This is a genomic window from Candidatus Methylacidiphilales bacterium, from assembly GCA_028713655.1.
GTDB lineage: Bacteria > Verrucomicrobiota > Verrucomicrobiia > Methylacidiphilales > JAAUTS01 > JAQTNW01.
The window spans coordinates 1-15,609 of the sequence record JAQTNW010000060.1; the positions used below are offsets into that span (position 1 = coordinate 1).

A 15,609-nucleotide genomic window follows, 5' to 3' on the forward strand; every position below is an offset into this window, starting at 1 on the left:
CCACCATTTGATTGTGCTGGTGATAGGTGCGTTTTTTCATGGGCTTGCCATTGGGACAGATCACGGCGTCGGCCTGACTGTCATAGGCAAACCGTTCTTTTCCAAAAAGCCCCTGACTGCCGTGATGGATCTTGCCCACATCACGCAAGGGAGCATGCACAGTCACCCCTGCCGCCGCCAACGCAACGGCCGCAGCACTGTAACCATATTCCCGGCCGAGATCGACTTTTCGTTCGCCTCCCAACCGGGCGCGAGTCCAAATCTGCCAGCACTTTTCCGGTTCCAGCCTCAAGCACCTGCCGATTCTTTCTCTCAGCGCCTTCCTTTTGAATTTCTCATCAATCCTTTTTTCTTCCTGTCCATTTTTTATTTTCAGCAGCCTCTGAATCTTTTTTAAAAAATCTTTCCCTCCCAGCGCCAAGCTTTCCCGAAGCTCGGTGAACGGATCGATTATTTCATTGAGTGGGACGGAGGGGTCAGGAGTCATGAGGCTGTTGAAAAACCATTACCGAGAGATCAATCCACAGATTACAAGGATTTCCACAGAGAGGCTGATCGGAAGTTTTTCCAAATCTGTGTAATCTGTGGATTATTTCAACAGCCTCTCATTTCTTGACAGATCCCTTTCCCAGCACGTTATGTCAATGTCAAGAAGCCCGCTCGCGACGCATGTCGGAGTTCACTCGCGATGGCTATCGGAGTTGAGCCCATTCATTCGGTGTCATTTTTGCTTGAGGCAACACGACACTAATCAAAAAAGCGGGGGAGTCCAGTAGTGCTTGTGCTTTTGCGGATTCGACGTAGATTTTTGGAACGCCAGGATTGGCGGAGTTGAAGGCTTGCGAACCCCGCCAGGGCCGAAAGGCAGCAACGGTACCATGACCTCGACGGCCGTCAGTCCTGGTCTTTTTTTAGCAGGGATCAGATTTCGGTGATGGAATTCACCACTTTCCCAACCAACCCATATTTTTTGCCTTCTTCGGCTGTCATCCAGTAATTCCGGTCCGTGTCCTTTTCGATTTTTTCAATCGGCTGCCCGGTTTGGCGTGAAAAAATCCGGTTCAGGCGTTCGCGCATTTTCAGGATTTCCTGGGCTTCGATGCTGATGTCGGTGGCCTGACCGCCGACGCCGCCGCTGGGTTGGTGGAGCATGAACCGCGTATTGGCCAGGCTGAAACGGTTTTCAACCGGCGGAGCACAGTAAATGAGGGCTCCTGCGCTGGCCACCCAGCCGGTGCCGATGATTTTGACCGGCGGCTTGACGAAGCGGATCATGTCGTAAATGGTGTCGCCTGCCTCCACATGGCCGCCTTGGGAATTGATGAAGATGCGGATCGGGTCATCGGATTCGGCGGAAAGCACAATCAGCTTCTCCGAAACCTCGCGGGCAACTTTTTGGGTGATTTCGCCGAAAAGCAGGATGGTTCGCGTTTTGAGCAGGCGATCCTCAAGTGGGCTTCGTTTGGGTTTCGATTCGGAAAGGGAATCTTCAGGCTTTGCGTGCATAGGCGATACAATTTAATCGTGCGGGAAAAGATGTCCATGCTTTCTGTAGATTATTAGCGGATTGATGCGCTTTGTGGAGATTCTGCAATCGGCATAAAATTTTTAAAAAAACATTGACACGGGAATGAACAATTAAGCGAAAGCGACTTTAATACTAAAGTTTACTAACACCATAATAACTTTTGTAACTCATTGATTGCAAACTACTAAAATGCCAATGAGGGGACTTATTTCCATGTTATTCACATGTTTGTAAGTCGTTGTGATTCCGATAAATTACAACTCTGTTACAGGCCTGTGGACTTTGTTGTTCGCAATGGAACTGAGGTTTCATTAAAAAAATCAGCTTTCAAGTTGACATGAAAGACCAAGAGGGGAAATAGCGGGCGAAAGGGGAGAATGTAGAAGTCAGAAGGCAGAAGCCGGACTTAAAACAGGAGGCGCAGGGCACAGTCGGAACATAGGTAATGCCGCCTGCCTATCTTCTTTTACTTACATCATTGCTTCCGTTGTGGTCTTTGCTATTTTGCCACGCTCAATGATACGGATTCGTGAATGGTTACAGGCCTTGATGCGGGGGGTGGCGCGTTTTACCTACCGGCATCCATGGTGGGTGATAGGGGGTTCCATGGCTGTCATGGCGGCCGGCATCTGGCTTTCGGCCACGCGGTTGGGCGTGTTGAACGACACCAACGCGCTGATCCGGCAGGATTCCCCGGTGCTGCGCTATTATCTGGATTATCTCAAGGAATTTAACACCAAGGACCCCACCCTGGTGGTTGTGGAGTCCGATTCCTTCGAGCAAAACCGCCTGGCGGTCGAAGCCCTGGCCGCGCGCATCCAAAAGATCGACCGCAACCAGGTGCGGGATGTGTATTACCGCAACGATCTGACAAAACTCAAACCGCATTTCATGCTGTTCCAGAAGAAGGAGGAATTGGAAACCATCCGCTCGCAAATCGAGACGCAGAGAGAATTGTTAGGCAGGCGCGGCGGCAACGTGGATTTGAACACGCTGCTGGACGGGGCGATCGAGCAGTTCAACCGGGTCGATAAGGCACGCGGCAAAAAGGGGACGCTGGATGATTTGGAGTCGTATGCCGACAAGATGGTCAAGAGTCTTGAGGCCCTGGCGCTGGAACTTTCCCGTCCGGTGGATGACAACAAGGGCCCGTCGGCTGGGAGCATGATGGACGATGAGATCACCGGTTTTCAAAGGCTGGTGGAGCAAAACGAATATCTGTCGTTCAGGGACGGCAAGATGCTGTTGATCACGATCACGCCGGGAGAAGGCGACGCGAACAGTTTTTCCCCGTACGAAAAATCGATTGCGCAGCTCAAGGACATTATTGCGCAAACGCGGAAGGAATTTCCTTCCGTCAAAATCGGGATGACCGGCGAGTTTGTCTTGATGGACGAGGAACTCCGTCAAAGCACGCATGACTCGATCGTTGCCGCGTTTGTGGCCGTTGTGCTGCTGGCCCTGCTTTTTTTCTTTTCTTATCATGAGCTGGTGAGGCCCGCGCTGGCCATTTACGCCTTGATCCACGCGATTTTTTGGTCGCTGGGTTTTACGGTGCTGGCGGTGGGGCATCTGAACATCATCTCCCAGGCGTTTGTGCTCATGCTGTTGGGGTTGGGCATTGATTTCAGCATCCAGGTCATCGGACGTTATGAAGAAGAACGGGCGAGCGGGCTGGAAGTTCTTCCCTCGCTTGAAAACACCCTGCAGTTCACCGGCGTGGCGATTTTGACCAGCGGTGGCACGACAGCAGCGGCATTCTACACGATGTGTTTCAACGACTTTATCGGGTTGGCGGAAATGGGGATCATTGCCGGCACGGGCATTCTGTGCTGTCTGTTTGCCAGTCTGGTGTTGTATCCGGCCTTGATTGCTGTGGCGGACAGACGCATGAAAAAGCCGTTTCATGCGCGCCCGCAATATGGCGAAAGAGGCCGGGCTGTGGACCAATTGCTGGTGAGCCGCCCGGTGCGGTCGCTGGTTCTGATCGGCGTGGGAACGGTGCTGTTGGCCTGGCTCGGATTTGGAGTCAAATTCGACTATAACCTGCTAAATCTTCAGAACCAAAAAATCGAACCCGTGCAATTGGCGCGGCATTTGGGGGAAAATCCGGAATTGCCGTTTATGTTCGGGGTGATTGTCGCCGGGAACATGGACGAGGCGGCCCGCATGACAACCCAGCTTGAGGCGTTGCCGACGGTTGCATCCGTGAGTTCGCCCACCAAGATACTGCCGGATAATCAGGAGGCCAAACTTAAGGTGATGGCGGATATCCGCAGGGAATTGAACCAGCTTACAATTTCGTCGGCCCCCTCGGCTTCGGTTGATCTGGTCAAGGCAAAGGCGGGGCTGGCCACGATTTTGCAGTATTCGCTGATGGGGCAAAAGGAGGCTGAAAAAATGCGGCAGGCCAAGGACAAACGCATTGGCCAAGCGTTGCGGATTTTCGACCGTTTGTTGCCGGCCCTCCAAAAGTCGGTCAACAGTCTGAACAGCTTGAGCGAGGATGAAGCCGTGCGGCGCCTGAACCGCTACCAGCTTGAATTGATCGGCAGCATGCAACGGCAGTTTGATTTTCTCCGCAGTTTCAATTTGGAGACACCCGTCACGCTGGACGATTTGCCTCCCCAGGCGCTGGCTCATTACATATCGCCCAACGGCAAAATTTTGCTGGAGATCAATCCGAAGGAGAATGTGATGGAGCAGGCGGCCAACGAGCGTTTCGTGGCTGATTTGCGGAAAGTCAGTCCGCAGGCCACCGGTACGCCGGTACAGAACTACACGTATATCACCGTGCTGAAAGACAGCTATGTAAACGCGGCCGTGCTGGCCCTGCTGGCGATTGTCGTCATGGTTTCGATCCATTTCCGCCATGCGGGCCGGGTGTTGCTCTCGCTCCTGCCGTTGGGGATCGGCATTATCTGGACGGCCGGAATCATGGGCCTGGCAGGCTTGCAATTTAATCCCGCCAATATTATCACGCTGCCGCTGGTCATCGGGATTGGAGTCGCCTACGGAGTCTATGTCGTGGACCGCCATGAGGAAGAGGGGCGCTGCAGCCTTTTTGGCTCCAGCACCGGCAAAGCCATTCTCCTGTCAGCCCTGGCGACCATGATTGGATTCGGCTCGATGATGATCGGCGATTACAAGGGGCTGGTCAGTCTGGGCCTGGTCATGTCGATTGGGATTTTTTGCGTCTTTTCAGCCAGTGTACTTGTGTTGCCGCAGATTTTGTTTTTGATGGATGAATGCAAAGCGCTCCGTCATCGGGATGAACAGCAAAAGAAATAGGATAAAATGGCCGGAGGAGGGGATGGATTCGTGAATGAAGAATCCCTGAGGCTCATGGTGCGCGGTTGGATCGCAGAGGCCGCCCGCCTGGTGGCGCGCAGCAATCTCAAATTCTTCCCGAACCGGTTCCGCTTCCAGAAATACGATGCCTTTGCCTTCCGCCAGGATCTGAAGGCGGGAATTAATGTCGCGCTGTTGACTTTTCCCCTCGGCATGGCTTATGCGATGATCGCGGGCCTACCGGTGCAATTCGGCATTTATGGCTCGGCGGTGGCCGCCATTGTGGGCCCGTTTTTTTTCAGCTCGAGATTTCTCATTTCCGGGCCGTCCAATGCCACTGCGGTTTTGGTGCTTAGCTCTTTCTTGCTGTTAAGGAGCCAATTTGAACTCTCGGAGGTCATGCCGCTTTTCCTGTTCATGGTGGGCGGATTTTTGGTTATTGGTGCGTTAGTCGGCGTGGCGGGCTTGGTGCAATATGTTTCGAGAACCGTGGTGACCGGGTATATTACTGCCGCATCGCTGCACATCATGGTCAATCAGTTGCAGAATGTGCTGGGCTACAAGGTGCTGGATGCGGCGACGATTTGGGACATCAGCCATCAAACGTTTCTTCATCTCCCTGAAACCAGTTGGCCGTCGTTGCTGCTGGGGGTGGCCACCGCGTGTTTCTGGCTATTGGTGCGAAAAAAATTCCCGGCTTTACCCAGTGTTCTGCTGGCAATTGTCGGGATGTCCGTGGTGGGTTTTGTCATGGACCACTTTGGGCTGAAGCTGGCGCATATCCAGGAGATGCCTTTTGGCAAATGGCCGTTGACCTTGCCGCATTTGAATTTTACCGCGATCAGCAGCTTGGCGAGTGCTGCGGTGGCCGTCGCTTTTCTTTCGGTTCTGGAGGCGACGTCGATCAGCAAATCCCTTGCAAACCGTTCTGGAGACCGGGTGGACAGCAACCAGGAGATGCTGGGTCTGGGTGTGGCGAATCTGGCCTGCGGGCTGTTCGGCGGGATGCCTGCCTCGGGCTCGCTGACTCGTTCGGTGTTGAATTGGAGCAGCGGGGCGGTGACGCCGTTGGCCGGCATTTTGAGCGGCGTCTTTTGCGCGATGGCCGCGCTTCTGCTCGGGCCGCTGGTCGGGGCCATTCCTCAAACGGTTTTGGCGGCGGTTGTGATTTGCGTCAGCTTTTCATTGATTGCTCCGGACCAGATCCGGATTGCCCTTAAATCGACCAAATCGGACCGGGCTGTTTTTATATCAACCTTTGTGGCCGGCATTCTGTTCAAGCTGGATTTTTCGATTTATCTGGGGACTTTTGTTTCAATCATTCTTTTCCTGAAAAAGGCCAGCCGTCCGGAACTGGTCGAGTACAGTTTCAATGAGGAAGGCCACTTGTATGAGATCCAGGACAAGCTGACCCGCCCGAACCCGCAGATTTCCATTGTGCATGTGGAGGGGGAATTGTTTTTCGGAGCGGCGGAGCTGTTCCGCGACCAGGTTCGCCGGGTATGCGATGACCCGAATCTTCAGGTCATCATCCTCCGCCTCCGGAATGCCTATCATCTTGATGCCACCAGCGTCATGGCGCTGATGGAGCTGATCCGCTATCTGCGGGAAAGCGGACGCCATTTGATCATCAGCGGAGCCCGCAAGGATGTGTACCGCGTGTGCCGCGATTCGGGGCTGCTGGATGTGCTTGGGCGCGACAACATTTTTTTGGCTTCGCCGCAAAACCCGAACCTGGCCACGCGCAACGCCCTCAAGCGCGCGAAGGAATTGATCGGGAAGGGGCCGGCTGACATCCGGATTTTTTACGATCCGGCCCGCGGGCCGAAGGCGTAAAACAGCACTCACCGCAGAGGCGCAGAGAACGCGGAGGAACACGGGTAGAATCACGAAGGTGCCAAGAGACGGGAAAAGCCAAGAACAAATCTTTTGCCACAAAAGAACGCAAAGAGCACATCAAGGATGCTCAAAAACAGTATAATATTTTTAATGCGTCCGCATTAAAAATGGGTCTGCTTTTCCGCCGCTGAAACCGTGTTGGCCATGAGCATGGCGATGGTCATCGGACCGACTCCGCCGGGGTTGGGCGTGACATGCGAGGCGACTTCGCAGATTTCCCGAAATGCGATGTCCCCGATGAGCCTGCTTCCTTTTGGCGAGCTCGGGTCATCGACGCGGTTGACGCCGACGTCGATGACAATGCTTCCGGGTTTGACCATGGAGGCCTTCAGAAATTCCGCCACTCCCATCGCGGCGACCACAATATCGGCATGGCGGGTGATTTCGCCGATGTTGGGCGTGGCCGAGTGCGCCAGGGTGACGGTGGCGTTGGCGCGGCTGTCTTTTTGGCAGAGAATTGCCGCCAGCGGTTTGCCAACGATGTTGCCCCGGCCCAGGATGGCCACTTTTTTTCCGGCAGGCGAAAGATCGCTGCGGATGAGCAATTCCTGGATGCCCGCCGGAGTGCAGGGGCGGAATCCGGTCGGATCGCCGAGCAGGAGTTTGCCCATATTGACCGGGTTAAAGCCGTCCACATCCTTGTCGGGCAGAACGGCGCTGAAAACGAGCGTTTGGGAAATCTGCCGGGGCAGGGGCGCCTGGATCAGGATGCCATGCACGTTGTGGTCGCGATTCAATTCCTCGATGAATTTGAGCAGTTCCGCCTCCGGGAGGTCCTGGGGAAAGACATGGGTTTTACTTTTGATTCCGAGCGTCCCGGCTTTTTTATCCTTCATTCCGACATAGGCCTGTGAAGCGGGGTCTTCGCCGACCCGGATGAATGCGATGCAGGGTTCGATGCCGCGTGATTTGAGGCGTTGGACCGCCATCGCGGTTTCGAGGTGGATTTGTTCGGCAATTTTTTTGCCATCAATGAGCTGGGCTGTCATGGGAAGTCATTATAGGCAATGAATGGCGGCTGAAAAGAGAAAGGCTCTAAATAAAAATCAGAATGATGGCTGAAAGAATCAGCGCGGACCCGGCCACGCGGAAGAGCAGGATGCGGAGGCTGGTTTTGGATTCGTCATTCTTGAAATGGTGCCCGATCCACCAGACCAAGGCGATGCTCCAGAGGCCGCGGCTGCCATAGACGATGTTGGAGCCTGCGGCATCCCCGTAATAGCCGATGGCGATGGCCATGCCCACGGATTGAAGGGCCAGAAGAATGATTGCCAGGAGGAGGACTTTGCCTGATTTTTCCGGCAGATGGATGAGCGGCTTCCTAAAAAAGGGGAGCAGAGCGAACGACAGCAAAAATGTGACCAGGAACGAAGCGGGCAGCATACGGAAGAATCCGATCAATGGGCACCAGTATTTGGTTATAATATCCACCAGGGCAAAACAGCAGGAGGTGGCGATGGACAACAGTACCGTACGCAAGATCCGGCCGCGGTGCGCCTGATGATTGCCTTGTTGCAGCAGGGCAATGCCCGCCGTTGTGAGAATGGCGGCCACCCAGACGGACGCGCGGAGTTTTTCGTGGAGGAGTACCACCAGAAAGACCGCCACCAGCACCACTTTGCTTCCAAGAATCGGCGTAACGATGGACACATCGCCACGGGTGAGTGAAAGAAAGGTAAGTACCTGGCCGATGAAAAACAAAAAACCAAACAGCACAGGCGGCCACCAGGGGGTGAAGGTCAGGGGGCCGTGCCCGAAAAATACAAAGGGGCCGAAAAGCACGGCCATCATCGCGTTGGACAGGAAGGTCATGCGCCACGGCCCTATGCCGAGTTCGATGCTGCGTTTGATGGCAAGGGCGGACAGCGCGTACAGGAATGCCGAAACCAGCGGGTAGATCAGGTGAAATTGATTTATAATGCAGGGGAATGTATGTGTGGTTTTGCGAAATGCAACCGGTTATCCGCTCACACAGCCAAAAGTCTGCGTCGGCGAATCCGCGGCCTGGGCGGGATTGCCTTTGAAAGATCGGTCAAGGTGATGGCGCCGTTCCAACCCCGGGCGATATGGATGGCCCCGAGTTGAAATCCCGACTGGGGAAAAGTTTCCGGCATTTCAACAAGGCAGATTTCCTTCAAACCGAACCCATGCGACTGGATGTCGCGGATGCGGGCCTTGGTCCAGACATGATTGACCGTCATGAGGAAGACCACATGGTCGGCCAGTTCCATGGCGTGGTTGAGAAAAGGCCGGATTTGGCTCCAGGGCGGGTTGGTTATGATCCAATCAAACTGATTGTTGCAGGCGAGAAAGTCGCGTCCGCGGCTGATTTCGCACCATTCGGCGGCAGGCATGAACTGAAGAAAATGGCCGTCGCCGCAGCAGGGTTCGAGGATGCGACCGCTGGGTTTAAAATGGTGGACGAGGCGGCCGGCCATTTCGAGGGGAGTTTGGACGACGTCGTCGCTGGTGTAATTTCGGTTGGGCTGAAGTCGCATTGCGAGAACGTAGCAACTTTTTAAGTATTTATCTATAAAAAAGTAAAAACTATCGTAACTTAGCCACGGCACATGGAGCATGTAGGATTTTAACGCCAAGAAGCAAACTCCGACAGCCGTTGCGAGTGGAGAAACGCGAAATGGAATGAAAAGTAATTTACAACGAGATCGCGGAGAGAACAGAGAAGGGAAGTTTACGGTGCAGGATCATTTCCTATTTCAAACCTCTGACTTCCCTGGCTCAGTGGTCTGTGTAAAAAAACTTCCGTTCCTTTTTGCGCTATTGGCTTTCTTTTGTTAAGTTCCCGCCATGAAAAGGCTCCTTTTTCTTACTTTTTTGCCTGTGTGTCTGAGTGTCTTCTTCCTTCAAGGCTGTGGAAGGACTTTTCAAATCGAAATTCCGAAGTCGCAGGTTGAAAAGCAGGTGAAATCGCGTTTTCCCGTGACCCGCTCCGGCATTTTTTCGATCACGCTTCAGAATCCCGATTTGTTATTTGAGGGCTCCAGAGACCGGATCAATGTGGATACCGATGTCACGGTGCGCACCATGGGAATGTTTCCAGCCCCCGGTCATGTCAACGTGGATGGCAAATTGGAGTATCATCCGGAAGATGCCACCATTCGCCTCGGCGACATAAAAGTCCGCAAGGTGAACATCAAGGGCCTGCCGTCGGGCAAACATGAGGAGGTAATTGGTATGATTGGCAACCTCATTACGCCTGTTTTGAAATCGATCAATCTGTATCAACTCAACAAGTCCAACCGTTTGGAAAGCCTGGCCAGCGCTCATCTCAAAGGCTTTCATGTGAAAGACAACAGCCTGGTTGTCATTATTGGATACTGATGTGGGTGTTCTTGTCACGAGCCCAACAGGCACCGCTTTGCGCACGGTCAGGCCTGTCAGGCCAAGTTCCTTATCGCATTTTTTATCTGCTAATGTTTAAAAAGTTACTTGACGCTTAAATGGGTGTTCGTGTTATTTATACTGTATGGCCTTAACACCTCAGCCGCCTCAGAATCCAAACTTGCCGCCTGGCGCCAGGCTTCCGATTGCGCCTCCTTCAAGGACGACGTCGCCACAGAAGCCGGTTCTCCCTCAGGGAATGCAAATCCCCAGTAAAACGATTAACCTGGCGGCCGGCGGTGTTACTCCGAGCCTGAAGGTCACGCAGAAAAAACTTAAAAAAGAAACCATGCGGATTAATCTTCCTCCCAAACCGGGTGGGGGTCCGCAATCGGTTAGTGCCATTCCTGGGATTCCTTCTGGCGCCCAACCCGTTAAACCTCCGACCAATAAAATGATGCTGTCGGTTACGCGCCCATTGGGGTCGTCGCCAAGTCCTTTAACTGCAGTGACTGAAGCGCCAACGGCGGCTTTGCCGAAGCCGATTATTCCTCCTGTGGCCGGAGCCATGCAAGCCCAGTCGCCCAAACCCCCCACATCGAATTTTTCAACAATGCAGAGGCCGGGCATGACATCTCCTGCGTCTGCTTCGACAGTTCCTCTTGCAATGCCTTCTGCAACAATGAAGCCTCCGGCGCCTGTTGCAGCTCCGCAACCTCCAGCTCCTGTTATGATGCGCGTCCCCGCGCCTGCCGCTGCTCCAACAGGGGCGAAGCCGCCGACCTCGGCTGTTTCACCAGTGCTTCCCACGAAAGCTCCTGCTGCGACGACGGTTCCGCTTTCGGCTCCTTTGTTCCCCGCGGAGGGAGCCAAATTGCCTGTTCCTCCGCCAGCACCGGCTCCGATTCCAGTAGCGCAAAGGGCTCCTGCGATTCCTGCCGCAGCTCCCATGCCGCCTGCCGCGCCGTCGAAAGCTGTCATTCCTGGATTGCCATCAGTTCCGGCACCCGTGTCTGCGGCACCCAAGGCGCCAGCTCCAGTTTTAGCTCCTCCTGCTGCAAAGATTCCGATGGTAACACCTCCACCGCCAGCAGCACCGTTTTCTACTTCCGCGAAATCGATCCCACCGACTGTGGTTTTGCCCAAAGCAACGCTGCCATTGTCGGGTTCTCCGGCACCTGCCGTGTCTTCTATTCCTCCGGTCCCTGCTGCTTCCAAGCCCGCGCCCCTGCTTCCGACGGCCACATTGAAATCGACTCCGGAGGATATCAAATCGAAGACCAGTGTTATCAAGACGCCGGCTCCATTTCCTGCGGGTCCAGGCAAACCGGCACTTTCTGGTACTCCGGGATCCGGCACATCACTCATCAAAGCCGCCACGCCTTCGTCTTCGCCTGGCGCGAAAATTCCCATGCCACCCGCCGCTGCTCATGCCGGCAAACCTCAAACCCCTCATGCCCCTCAAATGCCAACGGTTGGGGCTCCGGCTCCACAAGCAGCGCCTGCGGCAGCCAGGACTGCGCCCTTGCCTGTCCGGGATTCCGATGGAGGAGGAACGGGTTGGGCTCTTGCCGCCGCACTCGTCGCGCTGGCCAGTGTCGCAGTCTTATTGCTGGGATATCTCGACATTTTGTAAGCGCGGATTCGCTTGGTGCGGACTTTGTTGATTTTTTGACGCTTCCATAGTTGCAATTTCCCAGAGGCTTTGCATGATTTCAGGTCTATGGCGAGCGAGAATCTTGTGGAATTGAGTGCTGCAAACTTTGGCGAAAAGGTTTTGAATGCCAAAGGCATGGTACTGGTTGATTTCTGGGCGGAGTGGTGTGGCCCATGCAAAATGATTGCGCCGCTGCTGGATCAGATCTCCGGAGAACACTCAGGCAAGGTGATCATTGGGAAAGTGGATGTGGATAAAAACTCCGAGTTGGCCTCCCAGTATAATGTCCGTGCCATTCCGACCCTGCTGATTTTCAAAGACGGCCAGATTAAAGAGCAGATCGTGGGGATGACTTCCAAGTCGGCCTTGTTGCAGAAGCTGGGTCTAAACTAAGATATCGGAACCTGAAAAGGTTGCCCGCCCGTTCAAGGCCCGGGCAATCCACAGGACTTCATTCCGCTTGGCCATGCGTTCACTCCGGCTGACCGAGCCTGCCTTGAGTAATCCAGCATTTGTGGCCACGGCCAGATGGGCGTTTAAGGCGGATATTGAATTGGAAAACAGGTGGAGGGGATATTCCCATCCCCCTTGTTTTTCTTTTTGGCTAAAACAGAAATAATGCTAATATAAACTTCATGAAGAACAATCTGAAATTCATTCTGCCCGTTTGTGTGGTTCTCCTGTTCATGGTTCTCCTTGCGCTCTGGTTTTCCTCCGGGAATGACAGAGGCTCGCAAACAGGGCTTGGGCAGAAGGATCAGGGAGGGAACTGGGTGTCGGCAAAGCAAGGCGACAAGCAGTCTTCCGAGCAAGCTCGCCCAACCCTGGATCCGATGTTACTGACGGCTTTGGCGGAAATGGATCCTGAGAAACGAAAAGAGTTGCTGGAGCAATGGGCCAAATCGGTAGGGGTGGATACAATGGCGGATACGCTGGCACGGATGGAATCCATTCCGGATGGCAAATTAAAATCTGAAGCGCGTGCCGCGCTGTTGGGCAGTTGGAGCGACCGGGATTTGGGCGGGGAGGTAAAGTGGTTTGGGGACCGCGGCGGCGCCGATGGGTTGCACCAGCAGGCGCGCGACGTCCTGGCCCAGGCCATGGCGGATCGTGACCCGGCAGCCATGTTGGACTGGATGAAGAAGTCCATGCCGGAGTCCAGCAGGAAGGAATTGTATATACCAATTTGTCAGCAATGGATGAGCCATGATCCGTCGGGCACGGCGACACTGTTGCGCCGGATGATTGTTTCGTCAACGGCTGACGCAGCGAATCCGGCCTGGATTGATTTGGCGGGGCAGGTTGCGGCGCAATGGTCCAATACGGATGTGAACAGCGCGGTGAGCTGGTCGCAATCTTTGCCGAAAGGGCCTGCCAGGGAGCGGGCGCTTGGGCTGGTGAGCGGCAAGTGGGCTGAAACCAATCCTCAGGGGGCTGCGGCGTATGCGATCCAGGAAAATGATCCCCAATTGGTCCGGAACGTCGCCGCCAAATGGGCGGAAAGCAGTCCCCAGGCCGCTGCAATCTGGGCGAAAGGATTGCCGGCGGGTGAAACCGGCACTGCGGCGATACTGTCCATTGTGCCCATGTGGACTCAGAAAGATCCGGCGGCCGCGGCTGCGTATGCAATCAATCTTCCCCAGGAAGACGTGAAGAACCAGGCCGTTATTGCGGTGGCTTCGGCATGGGCCTACAACAATCCTGCGCAGGCAAAAGCCTGGGTTTCACAATTTCCAAGCGGGTCGCTGCGCGAGCAGGCCATGCAGCAAGTCAAGCTTATTGCCGGGAAGTGACGCTTCCGATTTGCAATCTAAAACACGGATTCATGGCAATACCCTGTGCGTAAGCTTGGGGACCTTCACCCCTGCGCTGACAAGGCACGGAATTGCGTCGGCGAACGGCCCGTGATTTGTTTGAAGCGGCGCGAAAAATAATACTCGTCGCAAAATCCGAGCACGGCGGCAATTTGCTTGTCCGTCAACCGGCGTTCCTGCATGAGTTCGCAGGCGCGGTCCACGAGCCTGCCAGCCCGGTAGCGGGCAGGCGGGTGCCCCACCAGCCGCGTAAAACGTTTGCGAAAGGTCTCCGGACTCGTGCCGAGGTGGCGCGCGATGCTTTCCCAATCGGGCGCTGACACCAGAGTCGCATCAAGTTGCGCGCAGGCCTGTGATGCCCAGCGCAGATCATCCTGATAGGCGGTTTGCCGTCCCGCGCCGGTGACGATTTCCGCCAGCAGGGTTTGGAGGCGGCAGATTTCCAGCAACGGCGGCGCGTATCCGGTCTGGCGGGGCGCGCCGAGAATTGAATCGAAGCGGCGAAACCACACATCCACGGGTTCGAGATGATGTACGGGGTGATGATCGTCCAGCAATCCCTGCTCACGCCACAAATCAAATATTTTCCCGCTGAAACTCAGCCACAAGGAGGTCCAGAGTCCATTGCCTTTCGGGCCATACGAATGCGCGAGATCGGGAAAAACCAGGATCATATCCCCGGGGCCGATGTCCATTTGCGTACCGTGGGCATCCTTGTAAAATGCGTTGCCGTCGAGCACATAAACCACGGCATATTGCCCGAAAATGCGCGCCGGACCCGCTCCATGCTGCGAGTTATCCGCAAAACCTGCCGAAGTGATGCTGCCGAGCGGGGATGCCACAGCGTTGTTGAAACGCCAGCCTTTTGGGTTACGGGCAGGAGGCGCATTCTGCTGTTGAGGCATCTTCCGAATATAGGCTAATTCCATACCAAAAAACACAAGAATCTTTCCAAAATCTCCATTTTCAGACTAGATCTTTGAGGTAATTTTAACATATGAACACAAGCCTGACCCTTTCTTCGCATGGGTATGAATTGGATCTGAGCGACGCCGCTTTCGGCGAATTACGCCGCTCCGATGATGTGTTGACCGATGAAAAATCTCTTCGTGAACGAATGATCGAAGACGGGTATCTCTATCTGCCGGGTTTTTTTGAGAGGGAGGACGTCTTGAAAGTCCGGGCAGAACTTTGTTCACAGCTTGAACTCGCGGGCCGACTGGACCCCGATTTCCCAGTGATCGAAGCCGTACCGTGCCCGCCGGACAAGACGCCCGCCTTTCCCCAAAATGCCCAGGGTTTCCCGGTCAACCGCAAGCACCCGACTTTTGAGCGTTTTCTTTTCGGGACGAGTATCCTCGATTTTTACCGGCGATTTTTCGGAGGCGAAGTCCGGCATTACGACCACACTTGGTTTCGTGCCGTCAATCCGGGCCGTGGCACTCCGCCACACTGTGATCTCGTTTACATGGGACGCGGCACCCACGAAGTCCGCACGGCCTGGATCCCCTACGGCGACACATCACTGGAACTGGGCGGCCTGATTGTGCTCGAAGGCTCACACCGTCAAAGTGAACGGCTGAAAAATTATCTCGCGCAGGATGTGGACACGTATTGCGAGAATCGTCCGGGCGGTTACAAATTCAAACCGGGAATGTTGACGAAGAATCCCGTCACGCTCCGGGAGAAAATGGGCGGACGCTGGCTCACGACGGAGTTCAAGGCGGGTGATCTCCTGACGTTTGGCATGAAACTCGTCCACGCCTCGCTCGACAACCAAAGCAACTGCATCCGCCTTTCCACCGACACCCGCTACCAGTTGGCGACACAGGAAATTGATCCGCGCTGGGTCGGCCCCGACACCGTGGAGTACGCCGCGAAAAACCGCATCGGATTGGTATGTTAAATTAATGATAACATCCGAAAATCCCCTGACAACATCTCCCGTTCAAGCCGACGGGGTTCACGGTTTGCCGCCGCGCGAAGCTTGGACAGAAGCCGCCCGCCGCCGCCGCGACGCCTACGCCATCACACCCGGTGCGCCTCTTCTCAAAACCGAGTTCGGTTACTTCTGCTGG

At 54.8% G+C, this 15,609-nt stretch carries 14 protein-coding genes and 1 other RNA gene; 8 read left to right on the forward strand and 7 right to left on the reverse strand.

The genetic code is table 11. The annotated features are described in order from the left end of the window. On the reverse strand, positions 1-487 hold a 487-nt coding region (locus PHD76_14160; protein MDD5262984.1), incomplete at its 3' end, for a hypothetical protein. Positions 488-814: 327 nt separating this feature from the next. On the opposite strand from PHD76_14160, the gene ffs reads away from it, so the two are divergent. Beyond that, positions 815-909, forward strand: an RNA gene (ffs, locus tag PHD76_14165) — signal recognition particle sRNA small type. 12 nt (positions 910-921) lie between these two features. On the opposite strand, the gene PHD76_14170 is transcribed toward ffs, so the two are convergent. Beyond that, complete coding sequence (locus PHD76_14170; GenBank protein MDD5262985.1) at positions 922-1,506, reverse strand: ATP-dependent Clp protease proteolytic subunit; 585 nt, start codon at positions 1,504-1,506, stop codon at positions 922-924. A gap of 538 nt (positions 1,507-2,044) precedes the next feature. Between PHD76_14170 and PHD76_14175 the strand changes: the two genes are divergently transcribed. Continuing rightward, positions 2,045-4,819 (forward strand): MMPL family transporter, encoded by a 2,775-nt coding sequence (locus PHD76_14175; protein MDD5262986.1) that lies wholly within the window; start codon positions 2,045-2,047, stop codon positions 4,817-4,819. A 6-nt stretch (positions 4,820-4,825) separates the two neighbouring features. After that, a complete protein-coding gene (locus PHD76_14180; GenBank protein MDD5262987.1) occupies positions 4,826-6,655 on the forward strand; it encodes a SulP family inorganic anion transporter in 1,830 nt (609 codons plus the stop codon). A 164-nt stretch (positions 6,656-6,819) separates the two neighbouring features. On the opposite strand, the gene PHD76_14185 is transcribed toward PHD76_14180, so the two are convergent. The 3 genes from PHD76_14185 to PHD76_14195 all read right to left on the reverse strand — a co-directional run bounded on the left by PHD76_14185 (position 6,820) and on the right by PHD76_14195 (position 9,216). Continuing rightward, the gene (locus PHD76_14185) at positions 6,820-7,707 is read right to left on the reverse strand and encodes a tetrahydrofolate dehydrogenase/cyclohydrolase catalytic domain-containing protein (protein MDD5262988.1); all 888 of its coding nucleotides are present in this window, start codon (positions 7,705-7,707) and stop codon (positions 6,820-6,822) included. 46 nt (positions 7,708-7,753) lie between these two features. Continuing rightward, positions 7,754-8,608, reverse strand: a complete 855-nt coding sequence (locus PHD76_14190) for an EamA family transporter (protein ID MDD5262989.1) — start codon at positions 8,606-8,608, stop codon at positions 7,754-7,756. 77 nt (positions 8,609-8,685) lie between these two features. Further along, complete coding sequence (locus tag PHD76_14195) at positions 8,686-9,216, reverse strand: hypothetical protein (protein MDD5262990.1); 531 nt, start codon at positions 9,214-9,216, stop codon at positions 8,686-8,688. Positions 9,217-9,526: 310 nt separating this feature from the next. Here PHD76_14195 and PHD76_14200 point away from each other — a divergent pair, with 310 nt between their 5' ends. Then, on the forward strand, positions 9,527-10,060 hold the full coding sequence (locus tag PHD76_14200) for a DUF1439 domain-containing protein (GenBank protein MDD5262991.1): 534 nt from the start codon (positions 9,527-9,529) through the stop codon (positions 10,058-10,060). 252 nt (positions 10,061-10,312) lie between these two features. On the opposite strand, the gene PHD76_14205 is transcribed toward PHD76_14200, so the two are convergent. Then, complete coding sequence (locus PHD76_14205) at positions 10,313-11,353, reverse strand: hypothetical protein (protein ID MDD5262992.1); 1,041 nt, start codon at positions 11,351-11,353, stop codon at positions 10,313-10,315. 118 nt (positions 11,354-11,471) lie between these two features. Here PHD76_14205 and PHD76_14210 point away from each other — a divergent pair, with 118 nt between their 5' ends. The 3 genes from PHD76_14210 (at position 11,472) to PHD76_14220 (ending at position 13,510) form a co-directional block, all read left to right on the forward strand. Continuing rightward, the gene (locus tag PHD76_14210) at positions 11,472-11,696 is read left to right on the forward strand and encodes a hypothetical protein (GenBank protein ID MDD5262993.1); all 225 of its coding nucleotides are present in this window, start codon (positions 11,472-11,474) and stop codon (positions 11,694-11,696) included. Positions 11,697-11,783: 87 nt separating this feature from the next. Further along, positions 11,784-12,110 (forward strand): thioredoxin, encoded by a 327-nt coding sequence (gene trxA, locus PHD76_14215; protein ID MDD5262994.1) that lies wholly within the window; start codon positions 11,784-11,786, stop codon positions 12,108-12,110. A gap of 242 nt (positions 12,111-12,352) precedes the next feature. Beyond that, positions 12,353-13,510 carry a hypothetical protein gene (locus tag PHD76_14220; protein MDD5262995.1) on the forward strand — a complete coding sequence of 386 codons (1,158 nt, stop codon included), beginning with the start codon at positions 12,353-12,355 and terminating at the stop codon, positions 13,508-13,510. Positions 13,511-13,575: 65 nt separating this feature from the next. Here the strand turns inward: PHD76_14220 and PHD76_14225 are convergent, their stop codons facing one another. Beyond that, the gene (locus PHD76_14225) at positions 13,576-14,436 is read right to left on the reverse strand and encodes an AraC family transcriptional regulator (protein MDD5262996.1); all 861 of its coding nucleotides are present in this window, start codon (positions 14,434-14,436) and stop codon (positions 13,576-13,578) included. A 92-nt stretch (positions 14,437-14,528) separates the two neighbouring features. Between PHD76_14225 and PHD76_14230 the strand changes: the two genes are divergently transcribed. After that, entirely contained in the window at positions 14,529-15,437 is a 909-nt protein-coding gene (locus tag PHD76_14230) for a phytanoyl-CoA dioxygenase family protein (protein ID MDD5262997.1), read from the forward strand. Positions 15,438-15,609 lie beyond the last annotated feature (172 nt).